Genomic DNA, 17,736 nt, shown 5'->3' with positions numbered 1-17,736 from the left:
CTCTTAAATTTATTGACCGGCTATATTATAGCTTGCCTAGGATGTCATCCAGCTGATCCAGGCTCGTATAATGAATCACAATATTGCCTTGGCCATTTTTCTTCGGTTTGATCGCTACTTGCGCCCCCAGACGTTCGGACACATCTTCTTGCAGACGCAGCAGATCGCGGTCGGGCTTGGTCATTTTTTTCGCCACCGGATGTTCCAGGTGATTGACCAACTTCTCGGTTTCTCGCACCGACAATTGCTTGTGCACAATCACGTTGGCGATTTTGATCTGCTGCGCGGCATTCAACGGTAATAGCGCCCGGCCATGCCCCATGTCGATCTTGCCTTGCATCATCAATTCCTGCACCGGCGTGGATAAATTCAATAAGCGCAACAAATTGGAAATGGTGCTGCGCGAATTGCCCAGTGCTTCCCCGGCAGTTTGATGGGTCATGCCGAATTCGTTGATCAAGCGCTGAATCCCGAGCGCCTGTTCAAGCGGATTCAAGTTTTCGCGCTGAATGTTCTCGATCAGCGACATCGCCAACGCCGATTCATCCGGCACTTTGCGGATCAATACCGGGACTTCCGCCAATCCGGCCAATTGCGCAGCGCGCCAGCGGCGTTCACCGGCAATGATCTCAAAACGATCATCGGTGACCGGCCGCACCAGAATCGGCTGCATGATGCCTTGCGCCTTGATCGACTCCGCCAATTCCGCCAGCGCCGCCTGATCCATATTGGTTCGCGGTTGATATTTACCCGGTTGCAACCGGGTGATGGCCAAATTTTGCAGCGGCTCGTCCACCACGCCCTCGGCGCCGGTGCTCGCCAGCAATGCATCCAAACCGCGTCCTAAACCTATTTGTTTGGTCATAATGCCGGTTCCTTGTTATCGTCATCACGCATCTATAATCTCCTTCGCCAAATCCAAGTAGGCCTGCGCGCCCTTCGATTGCCCGTCGTGATACAACACCGGCAAGCCGAAGCCGGGCGCTTCCGCTAAGCGCACATTACGCGGAATCACGGTGCGGTAGACTTTATCGCCGAAATGCTTTTGCAATTGATCGGATACTTGCTGCGCCAGGATATTGCGCGGATCGAACATGGTGCGCAACAAGCCCTCGATGCGCAACCCAGGATTAAAGCTGCTGCGCACCCGCTTAATGGTGTTGACCAGATCGCTCAAACCTTCGAGTGCATAATATTCGCACTGCATCGGGATCATCACCGCATGCGCCGCGCATAACCCGTTCAGCGTCAGCAAATTCAACGCAGGCGGGCAGTCGATCAAAATATAATCGTACTCATACTGAATTTCTTCCAAGGCTGTTTTCAACCGCGCTTCGCGCTGCTCGAAATCGACCATTTCGACTTCGGCGCCGGCCAGATCGCGATTGGCGGGAATCAAATCGTACTTTCCCTGAGTGTCGCTCACCAATGCCTCGCGGATATTCGCACTGCCAAGCAACACATGATAAACCGTGGTTTTCACCGTTTGCTTGTTGGTGCCGCTGCCCATCGTGGCGTTACCTTGCGGATCGAGATCGACCAGCAACACGCACTTATCCACTGCGGCCAGACTGGCCGCCAGATTCACGCTGGTAGTGGTTTTACCGACACCGCCTTTTTGATTGGTAATCGCAAGTATCTTGGTCATGGCTGTTCGTGCTTGATGATGATTAATTGCCGCATCGCATCCAGTCCCGGCACATGCAGCGTCACGATATTTTCAATTGCAAACGGCGCTTGCACCTGCCGCCGCTCTTGGTCTGAACATTTCGCTTTCATCGCCACCCAGCGGCAATCGCTGTTTGCCGCCGCCCATTGCCGGGTTAGTGCGATAAATTCACCCAATTCTGAAAAGGCGCGCGAGATGATGGTATTCACCGGTTTTGCTTCGACCTGCTCGATGCGTTGCGCCATGATCTGAACGTTATGCAATTTCAATTCAATCTTCGCCTGCTGTAAAAAAGCGGTTTTCTTTTGGTTGCTTTCCACCAGCGTCACCTGCCAATCCGGCCTTGCCAGCGCAATCGGAATCCCCGGCAATCCCGCGCCGGTGCCGACATCGACGATCTGCGGCCCGTGAATATGCGGCAATACCACCAGGCTATCGAGCACATGCTGTATCAGCATGTCACGCGGATCGCGGATCGCCGTCAGGTTATGCACCCGGTTCCACTTCTCAATCAGCAATAAATAGCGCTCAATGCTTTCGGCAAGCTGCCTGGATTCAACGCCGAAACGGACATCCAGCGCCTGCAACGATTGTTCGATTTGCAGCAACAGACTCATGCAGTCTGTTGTTTGCCGTCCGGCGCAAATCCGCGTTTTAAATGCACCAGCAACAACGAAATCGCCGCCGGGGTCACGCCGGAAATGCGCGATGCCTGCCCGACGGTTTCCGGCTTGTGCAGATTCAATTTCTGCTGCACTTCGTTCGACAAGCCTTTTACCGCGCGGTAATCGATATCCTTCGGCAACAGCGTATTTTCGTACTGCGCCTGGCGCGCTACTTCTTCCTGTTGGCGCTGAATATAACCGTGGTATTTGGCTTGAATTTCAACTTGCTCGGCGACTTGCGGGTTGGTGACCGCTTCACCCGCGCCGGGCAGGGTCATCAATGTGGCATACGTGACATCCGGACGTTTCAGCAATTCGGCCAAAGTGTATTCGCGCTCGATAGACTTACCGAGCACGCGGATCGCATCCTGCTCAGGTAGCGTGCCGGGCAATACCCGGATTGAATCGAGCCGCTGCTGTTCCTTGATAATTGCTTCCTGTTTAGTTGAAAACGCTTCCCAGCGCCGATCGTCGATCAAACCCAGTTTTTTGCCGGTTTCGGTCAGGCGCAAATCGGCGTTGTCCTCGCGCAGTTGCAAGCGGTATTCGGCGCGGCTGGTGAACATGCGATACGGTTCGGTCACGCCGGACGTCACCAGATCGTCGACCAGCACACCAAGATACGCTTCATGACGCTGCGGCGACCAAGCCTCTTTTTCTTGAATCTTCAGCGCGGCATTGATGCCCGCCAGCAAGCCTTGTGCGGCAGCTTCTTCGTAACCGGTGGTGCCGTTGATTTGTCCGGCAAAAAACAGATTCTCGATGGTTTTGGTTTCCAATGAGCGCTTCAAATTGCGCGGATCGAAGTAATCGTACTCGATCGCGTAACCGGGGCGCGTGATATGCGCATTTTCCAACCCGGCGATCGAATGAATCAGCTTAACCTGTACGTCGAACGACAAACTGGTCGAAATGCCGTTCGGGTATATTTCATGCGTATGTAACCCTTCCGGTTCGAGAAAAATCTGATGCGATGCACGCTCGGAAAAACGCACTACCTTGTCCTCGATTGACGGGCAATAACGCGGCCCGACGCCCTCGATTTTACCGGTATACAGCGGCGAATCGACTAAACCATCGCGAATGATGTCGTGCGTATCGGCATTGGTATTCGTGATCCAGCACGAAATCTGCTGCGGATGCTGAATGCCGGTGTCGATCAGCGAAAAAAACGGCGCCGGTTGATCGCCGGGCTGCTCCAGCAGCTTAGAATAATCCATGCTGCGGCCGTCGATGCGCGGCGGCGTACCGGTCTTCAAACGTCCCGCCGGAAATTCCATTTCCCGTAACCGCTGCGCTAACGTCAACGCCGGCGGATCACCCGCTCGACCCGCTTTGAAATGGGTTTTGCCGATATGCGCCAATCCGGCGAGGAACGTGCCGACCGTCAGAATCACAGCGCGCGCCCGGATTTGCAATTGCAACTGCGTCACCACGCCAACCACGCGATCCTGCTCGATAATCAAATCGTCGACCGCTTGCTGCATCACCCGCAAATTCGGCTGATTCTCAACCCGGCTGCGGATCGCTTGCTTATACAATACCCGATCGGCCTGTGCGCGCGTCGCCCGAACTGCCGGACCCTTGCTTGAATTCAACACGCGAAACTGAATCCCGGCCTCATCCGCCGCCAATCCCATCGCACCGCCGAGCGCATCGATTTCCTTCACCAGATGACTCTTGCCAATACCGCCGATCGACGGATTGCACGACATCTGCCCGATGGTTTCGATATTATGCGTCAACAACAACGTCTTGCAGCCCATCCGCGCCGCTGCCAGCGCCGCTTCCGTCCCGGCATGCCCGCCGCCAACTACGATAATGTCAAAATCCGAATGATGATTCATTGTATTAAAGCTGTTGAAAATCCGTGTGATACGAAAGAATATTATGTGGAATGTTTCACGTGAAACCTTTTTGCATGATTAGCCAAAAGGTGAAATATCTGAGTGCAATTATAGGTGGTAGGCAAGAGCCCAGCAAGATAATTTCTACAATTCGTACCGCGGTTGAATTTCTTAAATGAAGTCAGTAATGTAAAATAATTAAAGCTTACTACACGCCTTAACTTTCCGATCCTTTTGAATGCATATTTCTCTCTTAATGATTAGGAAATCTAAGGCGCAGATTTTGAGGTTCTTTTTTTCTTAATCCCGCGTGATTGCTCTGAAGTCATGTTCTGATTATTTTCCTTCTTGATTTTGTCAAGAAAATTCACAGTTGGGAGAATAAATAAGCCGCCATAACTTCTCGAGGTAATCGTCATCACTTGCTCTCTGATTGCACTGTAAAGAATAGCGCAACCATTTACAATAGCCATTTCTTCATGCTTTTCTTTTGGCACTGATTCACTGATCACAAACAGTCCTGAAGCCTCAATATCGATCGCATAAGGTGCAATTTTGCCTTCATTATTGCTAATGACGATACGAAGATTCACGCCATAAGTTAATTCATTATTCTTAGTTGAGAAAATATTGAATTTGATTGTTTCCCCAATATTTACTCCATTGAAATCAAAGCCTCTTGCAAATCCAGGACCGGGAACTTCATCAGCATTTTGCGGAAACTGAGGTACTACTGAAATCCCAAGGTAGTACATTTCCATGAGATGGATTGGGCTAGGCTGCATACAAATAAGTTGGATCGTTAGCAGATTGGTTTATAGTGGTCAATTTTTGATATTCACTGCTCAATATAGATTCAGTTGTTGATATCATCTTTTTTTCAGATAACGATTGAAGTTTTATTTCCAGATTGTAGCCCACCGCGCGAGAAAGTTTGACCATACTTTCAATGGTTAAATTGGTATCTCCTCGTAGTACTTTGGAGATATAGGCATTGCTTGTATTCAATGCACGAGCTAATTCAGCATTACTCATGCCGCATTCCCTGCGTTTAGCTTCAATAGTGATTGCAAAATCAAGTTTTGCAGAATTTATCCAGTAATCATCTGTTTTTTTGAATTCTTCCAATCTTTCTTTGAGTGATTTGCTTAATGCCATGCTATTCCTCCCTTATTTCTATCAAACTATTTTTCATTACCGAATGAAAATAATCTCTGTATGCACTTTTAGCTCTATCTACAACATGCGGGTCTGCTTTCTGGCTCTTTTTTATAATTACTTCAGTGCAAACAACTATGGTTTTACCCTCTCCATGGAAGTAAACAAGCCTTAATTGCCCATGGATTAATTCATAAATATTCGGGTTCCTATGAATGAGATGAGATAAACTACTTGAAAAATTATCAAATCCATCAGTAGCAATCCTATCCAATTTAACTATTGATCCGGCCAGATTAAGTTTGAAGTTTCAAGCGGCATATTTGACCCTCGGATCTTGAAAGAAGCTTTTGACCCGTTCGGGTGATTGTTCAAGTTTAACCATGTGTTCGGTGGCAGCGAGTTTGAGTTTGGCCTTGGTGTGCACCGGCACTTTCGTCCCGATGGCATGCTTGAGGTCGGCATTGAGGCGTTCCTCCGGATTCAGTTCCGGGCTATAGCTGGGCAGGTAGAACAGCTCGATTTTGTCTTGTCGTTCAGCGACCCATGCCTTGACCTGTTTGCTGTGATGAACCCGCAGATTGTCGAGAATCAAGAATACCTTCTTCCCGGCATCCTTGATCAGCGCTTCGAGGAATTCGATCAGCCTGTCGGCGTTGAAGGCCTCGTCGATGATCATCCAGCGTGTTTTGCCCTGATTCGTCACTGCGGCAATCATCGATAGCTTCTGTCGCGCACCACCAGTCGCGTAGGTGACTGGCGTCTTGCCTGCCGGAGCATAGCAACGACCGCGCACATCGGTATTGACCAAGGCAGTTTCATCGCCCCAGTGAATCTCGCCGCCTTCCGCCTTGGCGCGCTTCTCAATTTCCGGGTATTGCTCGTTGAGCCAGGCTTGTACGGCTTCAGGCCGCTGCTCATAGGCCTTCTTGATCGGCTTCTGGGGAGTGAAACCCCAACGTGACAGATAGTTGCCTACGCCGCGCACCGACAGCTTGATGCTGTACTCCCTCTCTATCAGTTGCATGACCGCCGCCCGATTCCACAGCGCAAATTCCATCTTCAGTTGCTCCGGGCGCTTGTCACAAATGATCTTGCGGATGGCTTGTTCCTGTTCCTCTGTCAGTGCCCGCCCTTGACCAGCACGCTTGCCTCGCATCCCTGGCTTCAGGGCGGAAAATCCGCCTTCTTCATACCGATCTATCGCAAACCGAACTGTCGGATACGAAAGCCCACTGAGCTCAACAATTTGCATCACGCCGTAGCCCTTGCGATGCAACCGCACCACTTGCTTGCGCCGTTCATGCAGTTGCTCCAGCGTCGAATATCTTGCGTCGTCTTTTTCCATTTCAACAAGATGGGGGGCGATTCATAAATTTCAAGTATTATTGTGCCGAGTCAATAATAACGCATTTCCATGTTTCTGATATTGAGACTGCAAACCACCATTTAATGAATCATATGTTGGACAGCTATCGCCCTTCATGATCGCAGCTATTGTAAATTTCCCATTCGCCAGGATTTTTACTTTCATTATTTCTAGTTTAGGTAAATATTAACCTATAGGTTAATATTGTCAATGATTATGGTCAAATGTAAATAATAAATAAAAGAGATAAATTCCTGCTTTATCTCGAATAAAAAGTTGAAATGACTGATTTGCAATTTGATAATTCTACGATAAAAGTGTCGGGAATACGTTGATAGTGAAATTCAATCACTCTCACCCAAAAACCAACTCCACACGCTGGCCGGTGCGGGTAGTCAATGTAATCAGCACGTCCAGGCTGAATTTTTCCCATTTACTGCGCATAAAGCCGGATACGCGGGATTGCCCGATGCCCAATTTTTCTGCGGCTTCTTGCTGGGTCCAGCCGCGTTGCTTGATAGTATCGCGCAAACGCGCCATCAATTCCGCTCGCATGGCCAGAAGTGTGGATTCCTCGGCGGAGAAACCCAGATCGGCAAAAATATTACCACTGGAATTGGTAGCCGATTGTTCGTTCATGATCTAATCTTCAATTTGTCGAAGCGGCGAATCGCTTACATGCAAACAGATTTAGTAAGCGACTGTATCAATAGTTAAAAATGCATACTGATTCTTACACAATCCCAGAAAACACGTCCAGATCTCGTCGATGGTTTATAATCTCGTGATTATCAATTTTTGTAATCCATTTAGCCGTCATCTTTAACGCTTAAATAAATCCCATGCACCGCTGGTTTCGCACCTTAATCGTCTTCCCCATTCTGTTCCTCACCGCTTGCGCGATGGGACCCGATTTTATTCGCCCGCAAGTCGATGTCGCGGAGAAATTCCGGCTCGATCCGGTCGAGGGAGAATCGATTGCCAACATGCGCTGGTGGGAGTTGCTACAGGATGAAACGCTGCAGCAGCTGATCCGGCAGGCGTTGCAGGAGAATAAGGATCTCAAACGAGCTATCGCCAGTGTCGAGGAATTTCAGGCGAAATCGCGCATTGCGTTCATGGATTTTGTACCTCATGTGGATTACGATGCGAACGCACCGGCATTTGGCACACTGGGGGGTTTTGGAATTCCCGGCTTCCCGACGCCTTTCAACTATTTCGGGCGAGGCACGCTAAACTGGGAAATCGATATCTGGGGCAGGATTCGTCGCTCCAACGAAGCCGCCCGCGCCGAACTGATGGCACGGGAGGAGAATCGCCGCGCGATCGTCCTGGCGCTCATCAGCGCAGTCGCGCAATCCTATTTCGATCTTTTGCAATTTGACATTCAGCGGGATATTGCGCATCGCGCATTGTCTTCATGGGAAGAATCCGTTGCTATTTCGCGCGCGCAACTGCAAGGCGGCATCATTTCGCGCCTCGATCTGGATCAATTCGAAGCGGAGCGCGCGAATGCAGCTTCCCGGGTAGCCGAACTTGAACGCCGGGTGGTGCAAAAAGAAAATGAACTCAGTGTGTTGCTAGGCAGAAACCCGGTAACGATAGCACGCAGGCACCTGCTGACAGAACAGGTGGTTCCGCCGGAAGTACCCGCCGGCCTGCCGTCCGAATTGCTGCAACGCCGCCCCGATATTCTTCAGGCGGAACAAGCTTTGGCAGCCGCCACCGCCAGAATCGGCATGGCCAAAGCCGCACGATTTCCAAAACTTTCGATTACCGGTTTTCTCGGCGTGGCCAGCCCGGCTTTATCCAATTTGCTCCTTTCTAGCAGCGAGTTCGGTGTCGGTGGTCTGGGTTTAGCGGGTCCATTGCTCAATGCGCAGAGTCTCGGTTTTGAGCAGCGTGCCGCGGAAGCGCAGGCAAAACAGGCGTTAGCGCAATATGAACAAACGATCCTGATTGCATTCAAAGAAGTCGAAGACGCATTAGTGGCGATCAGCACCATCAGCGAGCAACTTAAGGCGCAGCGGCAGCAAGTTGACGCGCTGCACTCAGCTTTGCACATTGCAAACCTGCGCTATCAGGGCGGTATTACCAGCTATGTCGATGTGCTGCTCGCCAAACGCAACCTGTTTGACGCTGAATTCTCCCTGAGCGCGGCACAGCGCTTTCATCTGGTATCCGTTGTTCAGTTATACAATGCGCTGGGTGGCGGATGGACACCGGAAAGCGGCCGCGATAATGATACCAAGTAAAACTATACTGAACTCACACGCATCAACACGGAGGGAATCATCATGAATGACTATCAAATCGCTGTCATTACGGGCAGTCTTCGCCGGGATTCATTTAATCGCAAGCTGGCGCACGCCATGGCAAAATTATCGCCCCCGGGGTTTTCATTCAAACACATCCGGATTGATGATCTACCGCTTTATAATCAAGATGATGACAGCAATCCGGCGGAACCGGTAAAACGGTTAAAAGCCGAGATCGGCGCAGCGCATGGGTTATTGTTTGTCACACCGGAATACAACCGCTCAATCCCCGGCGTACTTAAAAATGCCATTGATCATGCTTCCCGTCCCTATGGCCAAAGCGCCTGGCCGGGCAAACCCGCCGGTGTTCTCGGCGTATCGGCAGGCGCTATTGGCACAGCGATGGCGCAGCAGCACTTGCGCAATATTCTGGCGTATCTGGATATGCCCACACTGGGGCAGCCCGAAGCGTTTATCCAAATGAAAGAGGGGTTATTCGATGCAAACGGGGATATCGGCGCGGGCAGCAGACAATTCCTGCAAAACTGGATGGATCGCTATATCGCCTGGGTTAAGAAACATGTTGCCGGCGCGTGATTTTATAATTCTGATGATTGAACATGATGCTTAATAAAGAATGTAGAACCATGAAGTTAACGATGCGGCGAAATATGGATAGAATCTTTTGGTGTATCGGGCTTTGCCTGATTCTTGTGACCGGCTGCGCCGAGAAAGCGCCGATGAATGTTGCTGCGCCGGCCCCGCAAGTCGAAGTCATCACGGTAATCACGCAAGTGATCCAGGATGAACCGGAATTCATCGGGCAAACGGAAGCTTTCCGCCCGGTTGAGATCCGCTCGCAAGTTAGCGGGATCATCAAAAAGGTTTTCTTTACCGAAGGCCGCAATATCAAAAAGGGCGATCAGCTATACCTGATCGATCCGGTTCCGTTCAGAGCCATCTATCTTAGCGCCAAAGCCAAAGTGGCGCAGGCTGAAGCGCGGCTCGATCTGGCCAAGCAGGATTTGGCGCGCGTGCTGCCATTGCTGGAACAGCAAGCGGTCAGTAAAAAAAATGTCGATGACGCGCAAGCCGAGGTTCGAGGTGCCAAAGCATTCCTGGAAGCGGCCCAGAACGATCTGATCAAAGCCAAATTTGACCTGGATAATACAGCGATTTCCGCGCCGGTCAACGGACGCATTGGCCGCAGCCATTTCTATGAAGGAAGGTTGATTTCCGCTCAGGAAACGCTTCTCGCAACCATCGACCAGCTGGATCCGATGTATGTCAACGTCAGCGTTCCCGAGAGCTATCTTCTGCGCCGCCGCCGCGAGCTCGCTGAGCAAAAGGTGCAGCGGCCGGATATTTTTCAGTTACGCGGCGTCATGACTTTCTCGGATGGCAGTGTCTATCCGCAGGAAGGCGTGCTCGATTTTGCGGATGTTGCCTTGCGGCCTGAAACGGGCACATTGCAGGGACGGTTTGTATTTCCCAACCCTGAAGGCGCTTTTGCGCCGGGGCAATCCTATTTTTATCCCGGCCAGTTCGTCAAGATCCGCATTAAAGGCTATACCCGCACCGAGGCCATCCTGATTCCGCAACGCGCTGTACAGCAAGGACCCAGCGGTTCGTTTGTGTATGTCATCGACAAGGAAGACAAAGCGGAACTCAGAGCTATCCGCGCCAGCATGTGGCGTGGAAAGGAATGGCTGATCGAAGAAGGTCTGCGTCCTGGGGAGCGGGTGGTGGTGGAAGGTTTCTTCCGGATCCTTCCAGGCGCCCAGGTCGATCCTGTAACCAGTCAGAAAGAAACAGCCTCATCAGCCCATAGCGCCGAGGAACCCAATCAACAAAGTACGCCATGAATTCTCATTTCTTCATTGACCGGCCCATTTTCGCCTCGGTCCTGTCCATTATCATTGTCGTCATCGGCTTAGTTGCTTTGCAGAAGCTACCCGTCGCGCAATTTCCGCAAATTACGCCGCCGATGGTGCAGATCGACGCGGATTATCCCGGCGCCAGCGCGGAAGTCGTGGCGGAAGCGGTGGCGCGGCCCATCGAAGTGCAACTGCCGGGCATCGATAATCTTTTGTATTATGAATCGACCAGCACGAACGACGGGCATATGACCATGAAGCTCACGTTCGAGATTGGAACCGACGTGGATATTGCGCAGGTGCAAACGCAGAACCGGCAACGCTTGGCTGAACCGCAACTGCCCGATGAAGTTGTACGGCAGGGTATTACCGTCAAAAAAACATCGCCCGATTTACTAGCGGTGATTGCGTTGAGCTCCTCCGATCCCAAGCATGACACCGTTTTTCTCTCAAACTATGCTTTGCTGCGCGTTCTCGATAACGTCAAACGGCTTCCCGGTGTTGGGGATGCGATTATTTTCGGCGGACAAAATTATTCCATGCGGCTGATTCTCGATCCCGTCCGCATGGCGCAACTCAATATCACCCCCACCGAAATTGCATCCGTGGTCAGAGAGCAGAACCGGGATTTTCCAGCCGGCAGAATAGGCCGCGAACCTACGCCCAATGGCACGGAATTGACCATCCCGGTGATTACCCGCGGCCGCATGAGCGAAGTCAGGGAATTTGAAGACATGATTATCCGTGCTTATCCGGATGGCGCCATGGTGCGCATGCGCGATGTCGCGCGCGTGGAATTGGGTGCGCAATCCTATGATTTGCAGGGACGGTGGAATGGAAAGCCCAATACGTTCTTACTCACCTTTCTGTCGCCGGGCGCAAATGCGCTCGACACCGTGCGGCGGGTTCGCGATGAAATGGATAAAGTTTCCAACAGCTTTCCGGCCGGGGTGTCTTACGACATCCCTTACGACACGACGACATTCATTGATGTATCTATCAGGGAAGTGGTCAAGACACTCGCCGAAGCATTGATATTGGTCATTCTGGTTGTTTTTCTGTTTTTGCAAAGCTGGCGCGCCACGCTGATTCCGGCGCTCGCCGTGCCTATTTCACTGATCGGAACGCTGGCCGGCATGGATATGCTGGGATTCTCGATCAATACCCTCACGCTTTTCGGTATGGTTCTGGCCGTCGGTATCGTGGTGGATGATGCGATTGTCGTCGTGGAAAATGTCGAGCGGCACATGACTCAAGGCGGGCTTTCGCCCCGGGATGCCGCAATAAAAGCCATGACCGAGGTAACCGGACCGGTAATTGCCATTGTGCTGGTACTGGCCGCGGTATTTGTGCCCGTGGCGTTCTTAGGTGGAATCACCGGCGAATTGTATAAGCAATTTGCCATCACCATTGCGCTATCCGTGGCCATTTCCGGATTTGTCGCGTTGACGCTCAGCCCGGCGCTGTGCGCCTTGGTGCTCAAGCCAAACCATGGCACGCCCGCGCGATTCTGGGAAACATTCAACCGGTTTTTTGATTGGGCTCAGGCAAGGTATACCGGAGCGGTCGGGGCCGTCATCAAACGATCCGTGATTTCGCTTGCCATTTTCACGATGCTGATACTGGTTATTGTAGGTCTGTTCAAAACCATTCCAGGAAGCTTTCTGCCGGAAGAGGATCAAGGGTATTTCATCACCGTCGTGCAATTGCCCGAAGGCGCTTCCATGACGCGTACCATCGAGGTGCTGGAAAAAATTGAAGGGTACTTTCAAGCCAATCCGGCGGTGCATTCCACCGACACGCTGGCCGGACAGAATTTTGTTTTCGGTACTCGCGGAACCAATCAAGCCACGATGTTCATCCCGTTGCATCATTGGGACGAACGTGCGCATGCCGACGAACAAGTGCCTGGCCTGATCGCGGCAGCTTATCAGGAATTCGCCAAAATTCCGGAAGCGTTGATTCTGGCTTTTAATGCGCCTTCGATCCCCGGTTTGGGCTCCACCGGCGGTTTCTCAGCGCAATTGCAGGATCCCGGCGGCGGCGATTTCGCTGAATTTGCCGCAGTGGCGCAGGAGTTTGTCGCCAAAGCCACGGAACATCCGGCAATCGCAGTCGCCAGCACCAATTTCCGCATCAGCGCGCCGCGACTGTTCGCGACGGTAGATCGCGAACGTGCCAAGGCACTGGGTGTTCCGATTTCGGAGGTGTTCGATACCATGCAGGCTTATTTTGGTAATCTGTATGTCAATGATTTTGTGAAATTCGGCCGCATTTACCGGGTGCAGACGGAAGCATTGCCTGAATACCGCTCCAACCCGGATGACATCAGCAAGATTTATGTACGTGCCCGGTCGGGTACCACACACACCATGATTCCACTGGATTCGGTGGTCACCACCGAGTTCAATAGCGGGCCGGATCCGGTGACGCATTTCAACGGATTCAATTCAGCGCTCATATTGGGCGGCGCGGCGCCCGGTTACAGTTCGGGACAAGCGCTTGAAGCGTTGCAGCAAGTCGCCGACGAAATTTTGACACCCAAAGGATATTCGATCGATTGGAGCGGAATATCCTTGCAAGAACGGAAGGCGAGCGGGCAATCGACTTACGTATTCGCTTTCGCCTTGCTGATGGTATTTCTGGTGCTGGCTGCCTTGTACGAAAGCTGGTCTATTCCATTCGCGGTTATTTTAGCGATCCCTTTTGGAATTCTGGGCGCTTTTCTGGCAATTTGGGCGCGGGATTTAACCAATGATATTTATTTTCAAATCGGATTGGTGACCTTGATTGGATTGGCGGCCAAAAACGCCATTTTGATCGTGGAATTCGCCAATCAGCGGCATGCGGCAGGAATGCCATTGATCGACGCTGCGCTGGAAGCGGCACGGCTGCGCTTCCGCCCCATCATCATGACGTCGATGGCCTTCATTCTCGGCGTATTTCCATTGGTGGTCGCCTCCGGCGCCGGTGCGGCGAGCCGCCATTCGATCGGTACCGGCGTGTTCGGCGGTATGCTGGCGGCGACATTCCTGGCGATTTTTTTCGTGCCGTTGTTTTTTGTGCTGATCGGCAAACTGACACGGCGTAACAAGCCACCACTGGCGGAAACCGAACCGCCGCAAGCCGTTGCACTACCGCAACCGCAACACGATGCGCCCGATCAAACCGATGAAGGAAAGCCAACATGAAAAACCCTGGTTTGCGGCTCATTGTTATTGCGTGGAGCTTGCTGATGACGACTCATGCTATCGCACAAGACGACCCGCAACCGCGCCTGCCGACAGTCGAATTGACCGCCGGGATGTACGTGATTCAGGCTGAAGTGGCGCAAACGCATCAACAGCACAGCATCGGCCTAATGCACCGGCAGTCGATGGGGGTCAACGAGGGTATGTTGTTTGTTTATCAAGCGCCGGAAATACGCTGTTACTGGATGCGCAACACGCTGATTCCGCTGACCATCGCGTTTCTCGACGATGACGGCACGATTGTATACCTGAAAGATATGGAACCGCGCACCGAGCGCTCGAACTGCTCGGTCAAACCGGTGCGCTACGCGCTGGAAATGAATCAGGGCTGGTTTGATCAGCGCGGCATCAAACCAGGTTTTAGATTACGCGGTATCCCGCTTGTTTCTAGGATCGGTTTGTAATCCCAACCAAATCCTGATGCTGCCGGTTTCAAGCGGCATGGCTGGATCCGCGTCCCGCCGCGGCGCGGCGTGGTTCGCTGAAACGTCTTCGGGATGAATTTGCAACATTCCCGTTCGCCGGTTTTTGCCCGAATTGCTTTTTGCTGCTCTGGTTTTTGGGAGGTTGGCGCAATGGCGCGGCACTCCGAGGCTCACGGCCACGGCCGTTGGTAATCGGCTCGGCTTTAATCCGGGGATCCGGTTCAAAACCGGCCACAACCCGGCTTGGCAATTCATGTTTGACCAATCTCTCAATCGCGGAAAGCAGTTTTACTTCATCGACGCATACCAGCGATACCGCATCACCTTCCGCGCCAGCTCGGCCGGTGCGGCCTATGCGGTGAACATAATCTTCGGGAACGTTAGGAAGTTCAAAATTCACGACATGCGGCAGCTCACTGATATCGATACCGCGCGCGGCGATATCGGTAGCAACCAAGACTTGCAAATCGCCCGTCTTAAATTTTGCCAATGCCAAGGTGCGCGCCGACTGGCTTTTGTTGCCATGAATCGCAAGCGCCGGAATTTCGTTTTTGACCAGGAATTCCGACAATTTATTGGCGCCATGCTTGGTGCGGGTAAATACCAGCACTTGCGACCAGCGATGTTGCTTGATCAAATGCGCCAGAAGATCGCGCTTACGTTCACGATCCACCGGGTGCACCACATGCGTTACCTTATCGGCAACTGCATTCCGGCGCGCCGCTTCGATCAAAACCGGCTGGTTGAGCAGACTATCCGCCAGCGCCCGGATTTCATCCGAGAAGGTCGCCGAAAATAGCAGGTTCTGCCGTTGCTTCGGCAGTAGCGCCAGTATTTTTTTAATATCCCGGATAAATCCCATATCGAGCATGCGATCGGCTTCATCCAGCACCAGGATTTCAATGTTCGACAGACTCAGCGTTTTTTGCTGCACATGATCCAATAACCGCCCTGGGGTGGCTACCAAAATATCGACACGGCTTTTCAGGCGGGTGATTTGCGGGTTGATATTCACGCCGCCGATCATCATCATCGAGCTCAATTTCAGGTATTTGCCGTAGTCGCGCACGCTTTCTTCAACCTGAGCCGCGAGTTCGCGCGTCGGCACCAGAATCAGCGCCCGTATCGGCGGACGTCCGCTGGACGGCCCCTTGATACTTTTGTCGGAAAGCCGGTGCAGAACCGGCAGGGTAAAACCGGCGGTTTTGCCGGTTCCGGTTTGCGCACCGGCGAGCAAATCGCCGCCCGCCATCACGGCTGGAATGGCTTGCGCCTGGATAGGTGTTGGGTTGGTATAGCCGCGTTCGGTTACGGCACGGATAATTTCATCGGACAAGCCGAAAGTAGAAAAAGACATAGTACTCCAAAGAGGATTAAAAGCTGTCATCCCGCAATGGGAGGACAATAGGGCAAACGGATGAGGAAAACTGCCAAAAGGGCATCAAAAATCAAAGTGCTACGCAATAAGAGGTGTTAACAGAGATGTCGCAGCATCAAGTTGATAGGTAAGGAAGCATTCTAGCGAAACAGGCTAAGCAGGCAATCAACATTCGGTTTGCTCACAAATTTGTGATCATTAGCGATGTTCGTAAATCCAAATCTTGTAAGGAGTATAATACGGATCGAATTTAAAATCTCAACTATCCTCAATAAATTTCTAATTCTTCCATGTATTTATCTGCGGCAACTTTGCTGATAGCACCATCAGCGCGATCATGAGCGACTATCCGATTATCCGCTGGCACGAAGCCGACGAGGAGCAATCCGCCCGCTGGCAAAGCGAAAAAGGCTTGCCGCCGCCGGAACGCGTGCAAGCCGCCGACGATCGCATGCCCGCCGATACCGCTTACCGCTTGGCTTGCGAAGGAACCGCCCTGTTATGGCGCGGCGATTTCCAGAACGCCAAGTTATTGCTGCAAGCCATCGCGCGGCGTATCGACAACAAAAAACCGGCTCGCAGGAAAAAGCCGGAAAACCTGACGCCTGTAGAATTATTTCACCGGCACCGCCTGGTGCAATCGCAACGCGCCCGCATTCTGGAAAAATTGCTGATCCCGTTCAACGCCGATCTCAGCATTCCACTGCGTCGCGCACCGGATGTGCAGAATGCTTGCGCGGATGCATACGGTTCACGTACCGAAGCGTTTATCGCGCCGCTGCGCGAATTGTTAGGACTGATCGGCGCGCACGAATGGCGCAAGAAAGGCATCGACATCCCGGCGCTTGGCATCACGATTCATCCGCATTACGGCGTGTTCGCCCCGATCCGCAATGAGTACATCCAGCTTGTCGCACAAGCCGCGCCGCCGAAAATACTGTCCGCGCAATCGATCGCTTTCGACATCGGCACCGGCACCGGCGTTCTGGCCGTAGCACTGGCGCAGCGCGGCGTTCAGCGCATCGTCGCCACCGATCACGACCCGCGTGCACTCGAATGCGCACGCGACAATCTGGCGCGGCTGAACTTGACCGATGCGATTGAATTAGTTGAAGCCGATCTGTTTCCACCAGGACAAGCGGCATTGATTGTATGCAATCCGCCGTGGATACCGGCGCGTCCGAGCGCACCGCTGGAACATGCCATTTTCGACCCGGAAAACCGCATGCTGCGCGGGTTCTTGCAAGGCTTACGCGATCACCTGCTGCCCGGCGGCGAGGGCTGGCTGATATTGTCGGATATTGCCGAACACCTGGGGTTACGCAGCCGCGAAGAATTACTGCAAATGATCGATGCCGCAGGTTTACAGGTTTTATCGAAATCCGACGTCAAACCGCGCCATCCCAAAGTTGCCGACACCAGCGACCCGCTGCACGCCGCCCGCGCGGCGGAATTGACGTCATTGTGGCGGTTTGCAGCAAAATAACCGCGATACACTTACAATTCCGTATATTTTTTAGCGCTACCCTTCGATTTCTCCACTGGATACTTGCGCGCGTTTTTCTCCATTTTTTCCAGCACGATTTGCTTCACATCCAGCTCGTATTTGTCGGCGAGCAGCAAAGCGAAGGTAATCACATCGGCCAGCTCTTCCTTCACGCTGCCGATATCCGCTTGCTCCGGCGCTTTCCATAAAAAAACCTCGAGCAGCTCGGCCGCTTCGATGTTCAACGCCATCGCCAAGTCTTTGGCATTATGAAACTGCGCCCAATCGCGCTCATCGCGGAACTTACGTAATGTTTCGGTGAGTTGCTGGATGTCGTTCATTTTTATGATCTG

Annotated in this window: 17 protein-coding genes; 6 read left to right on the top strand and 11 right to left on the bottom strand. The window is 52.3% G+C overall.

Going from position 1 to position 17,736, the window contains the following annotated elements; all coding sequences use genetic code 11:
* Nucleotides 1-25 precede the first annotated feature (25 nt).
* The 9 genes from ACV7NC_RS10220 to ACV7NC_RS10180 form a co-directional block, all read right to left on the bottom strand.
* A complete protein-coding gene (locus ACV7NC_RS10220) occupies nucleotides 26-865 on the bottom strand; it encodes a ParB/RepB/Spo0J family partition protein (RefSeq protein ID WP_458152475.1) in 840 nt (279 codons plus the stop codon).
* 24 nt (nucleotides 866-889) lie between these two features.
* Nucleotides 890-1,648 (bottom strand): ParA family protein, encoded by a 759-nt coding sequence (locus tag ACV7NC_RS10215; RefSeq protein ID WP_458152474.1) that lies wholly within the window; start codon nucleotides 1,646-1,648, stop codon nucleotides 890-892.
* Nucleotides 1,645-2,286 carry a 16S rRNA (guanine(527)-N(7))-methyltransferase RsmG gene (gene rsmG, locus ACV7NC_RS10210; protein ID WP_458152473.1) on the bottom strand — a complete coding sequence of 214 codons (642 nt, stop codon included), beginning with the start codon at nucleotides 2,284-2,286 and terminating at the stop codon, nucleotides 1,645-1,647. The genes ACV7NC_RS10215 and rsmG overlap by 4 nt, the downstream gene beginning before the upstream one ends.
* The gene (mnmG, locus tag ACV7NC_RS10205) at nucleotides 2,283-4,181 is read right to left on the bottom strand and encodes a tRNA uridine-5-carboxymethylaminomethyl(34) synthesis enzyme MnmG (protein WP_458152472.1); all 1,899 of its coding nucleotides are present in this window, start codon (nucleotides 4,179-4,181) and stop codon (nucleotides 2,283-2,285) included. Before mnmG ends, rsmG begins: the two co-directional genes overlap by 4 nt.
* 269 nt (nucleotides 4,182-4,450) lie before the next feature.
* Nucleotides 4,451-4,942, bottom strand: a complete 492-nt coding sequence (locus ACV7NC_RS10200) for a protein-export chaperone SecB (RefSeq protein WP_458152471.1) — start codon at nucleotides 4,940-4,942, stop codon at nucleotides 4,451-4,453.
* A gap of 13 nt (nucleotides 4,943-4,955) precedes the next feature.
* A complete protein-coding gene (locus tag ACV7NC_RS10195) occupies nucleotides 4,956-5,339 on the bottom strand; it encodes a helix-turn-helix domain-containing protein (RefSeq protein ID WP_458152470.1) in 384 nt (127 codons plus the stop codon).
* Between the two features lies 1 nt (nucleotide 5,340).
* Entirely contained in the window at nucleotides 5,341-5,613 is a 273-nt protein-coding gene (locus ACV7NC_RS10190) for a type II toxin-antitoxin system RelE/ParE family toxin (RefSeq protein WP_458152469.1), read from the bottom strand.
* A gap of 36 nt (nucleotides 5,614-5,649) precedes the next feature.
* Nucleotides 5,650-6,687, bottom strand: coding sequence for an IS630 family transposase (locus tag ACV7NC_RS10185; protein ID WP_458152468.1), 1,038 nt, complete (start codon nucleotides 6,685-6,687; stop codon nucleotides 5,650-5,652).
* Between the two features lie 375 nt (nucleotides 6,688-7,062).
* Entirely contained in the window at nucleotides 7,063-7,347 is a 285-nt protein-coding gene (locus ACV7NC_RS10180) for a helix-turn-helix domain-containing protein (RefSeq protein ID WP_458152467.1), read from the bottom strand.
* 203 nt (nucleotides 7,348-7,550) lie between these two features.
* Between ACV7NC_RS10180 and ACV7NC_RS10175 the strand changes: the two genes are divergently transcribed.
* The 5 genes from ACV7NC_RS10175 (at nucleotide 7,551) to ACV7NC_RS10155 (ending at nucleotide 14,498) form a co-directional block, all read left to right on the top strand.
* Nucleotides 7,551-8,963, top strand: a complete 1,413-nt coding sequence (locus tag ACV7NC_RS10175; RefSeq protein ID WP_458152466.1) for an efflux transporter outer membrane subunit — start codon at nucleotides 7,551-7,553, stop codon at nucleotides 8,961-8,963.
* 42 nt (nucleotides 8,964-9,005) lie between these two features.
* On the top strand, nucleotides 9,006-9,563 hold the full coding sequence (locus tag ACV7NC_RS10170; protein ID WP_458152465.1) for an NADPH-dependent FMN reductase: 558 nt from the start codon (nucleotides 9,006-9,008) through the stop codon (nucleotides 9,561-9,563).
* A 74-nt stretch (nucleotides 9,564-9,637) separates the two neighbouring features.
* Complete coding sequence (locus ACV7NC_RS10165; RefSeq protein WP_458152464.1) at nucleotides 9,638-10,831, top strand: efflux RND transporter periplasmic adaptor subunit; 1,194 nt, start codon at nucleotides 9,638-9,640, stop codon at nucleotides 10,829-10,831.
* Nucleotides 10,828-14,034, top strand: coding sequence for an efflux RND transporter permease subunit (locus ACV7NC_RS10160; protein ID WP_458152463.1), 3,207 nt, complete (start codon nucleotides 10,828-10,830; stop codon nucleotides 14,032-14,034). Before ACV7NC_RS10165 ends, ACV7NC_RS10160 begins: the two co-directional genes overlap by 4 nt.
* Nucleotides 14,031-14,498, top strand: a complete 468-nt coding sequence (locus ACV7NC_RS10155) for a DUF192 domain-containing protein (protein ID WP_458152462.1) — start codon at nucleotides 14,031-14,033, stop codon at nucleotides 14,496-14,498. Before ACV7NC_RS10160 ends, ACV7NC_RS10155 begins: the two co-directional genes overlap by 4 nt.
* 28 nt (nucleotides 14,499-14,526) lie before the next feature.
* On the opposite strand, the gene ACV7NC_RS10150 is transcribed toward ACV7NC_RS10155, so the two are convergent.
* On the bottom strand, nucleotides 14,527-15,876 hold the full coding sequence (locus ACV7NC_RS10150) for a DEAD/DEAH box helicase (RefSeq protein WP_458152461.1): 1,350 nt from the start codon (nucleotides 15,874-15,876) through the stop codon (nucleotides 14,527-14,529).
* A gap of 358 nt (nucleotides 15,877-16,234) precedes the next feature.
* On the opposite strand from ACV7NC_RS10150, the gene ACV7NC_RS10145 reads away from it, so the two are divergent.
* Nucleotides 16,235-17,383, top strand: coding sequence for a 50S ribosomal protein L11 methyltransferase (locus ACV7NC_RS10145; protein WP_458152460.1), 1,149 nt, complete (start codon nucleotides 16,235-16,237; stop codon nucleotides 17,381-17,383).
* 11 nt (nucleotides 17,384-17,394) lie between these two features.
* Here the strand turns inward: ACV7NC_RS10145 and ACV7NC_RS10140 are convergent, their stop codons facing one another.
* Nucleotides 17,395-17,724, bottom strand: coding sequence for a nucleotide pyrophosphohydrolase (locus ACV7NC_RS10140; RefSeq protein ID WP_458152459.1), 330 nt, complete (start codon nucleotides 17,722-17,724; stop codon nucleotides 17,395-17,397).
* Nucleotides 17,725-17,736 lie beyond the last annotated feature (12 nt).

The sequence above is a fragment of the Nitrosomonas limosa genome (assembly GCF_054188085.1).
Note: the sequence above shows the minus strand (reverse complement) of the source record. Positions and strands in the feature narration are given on the sequence as shown.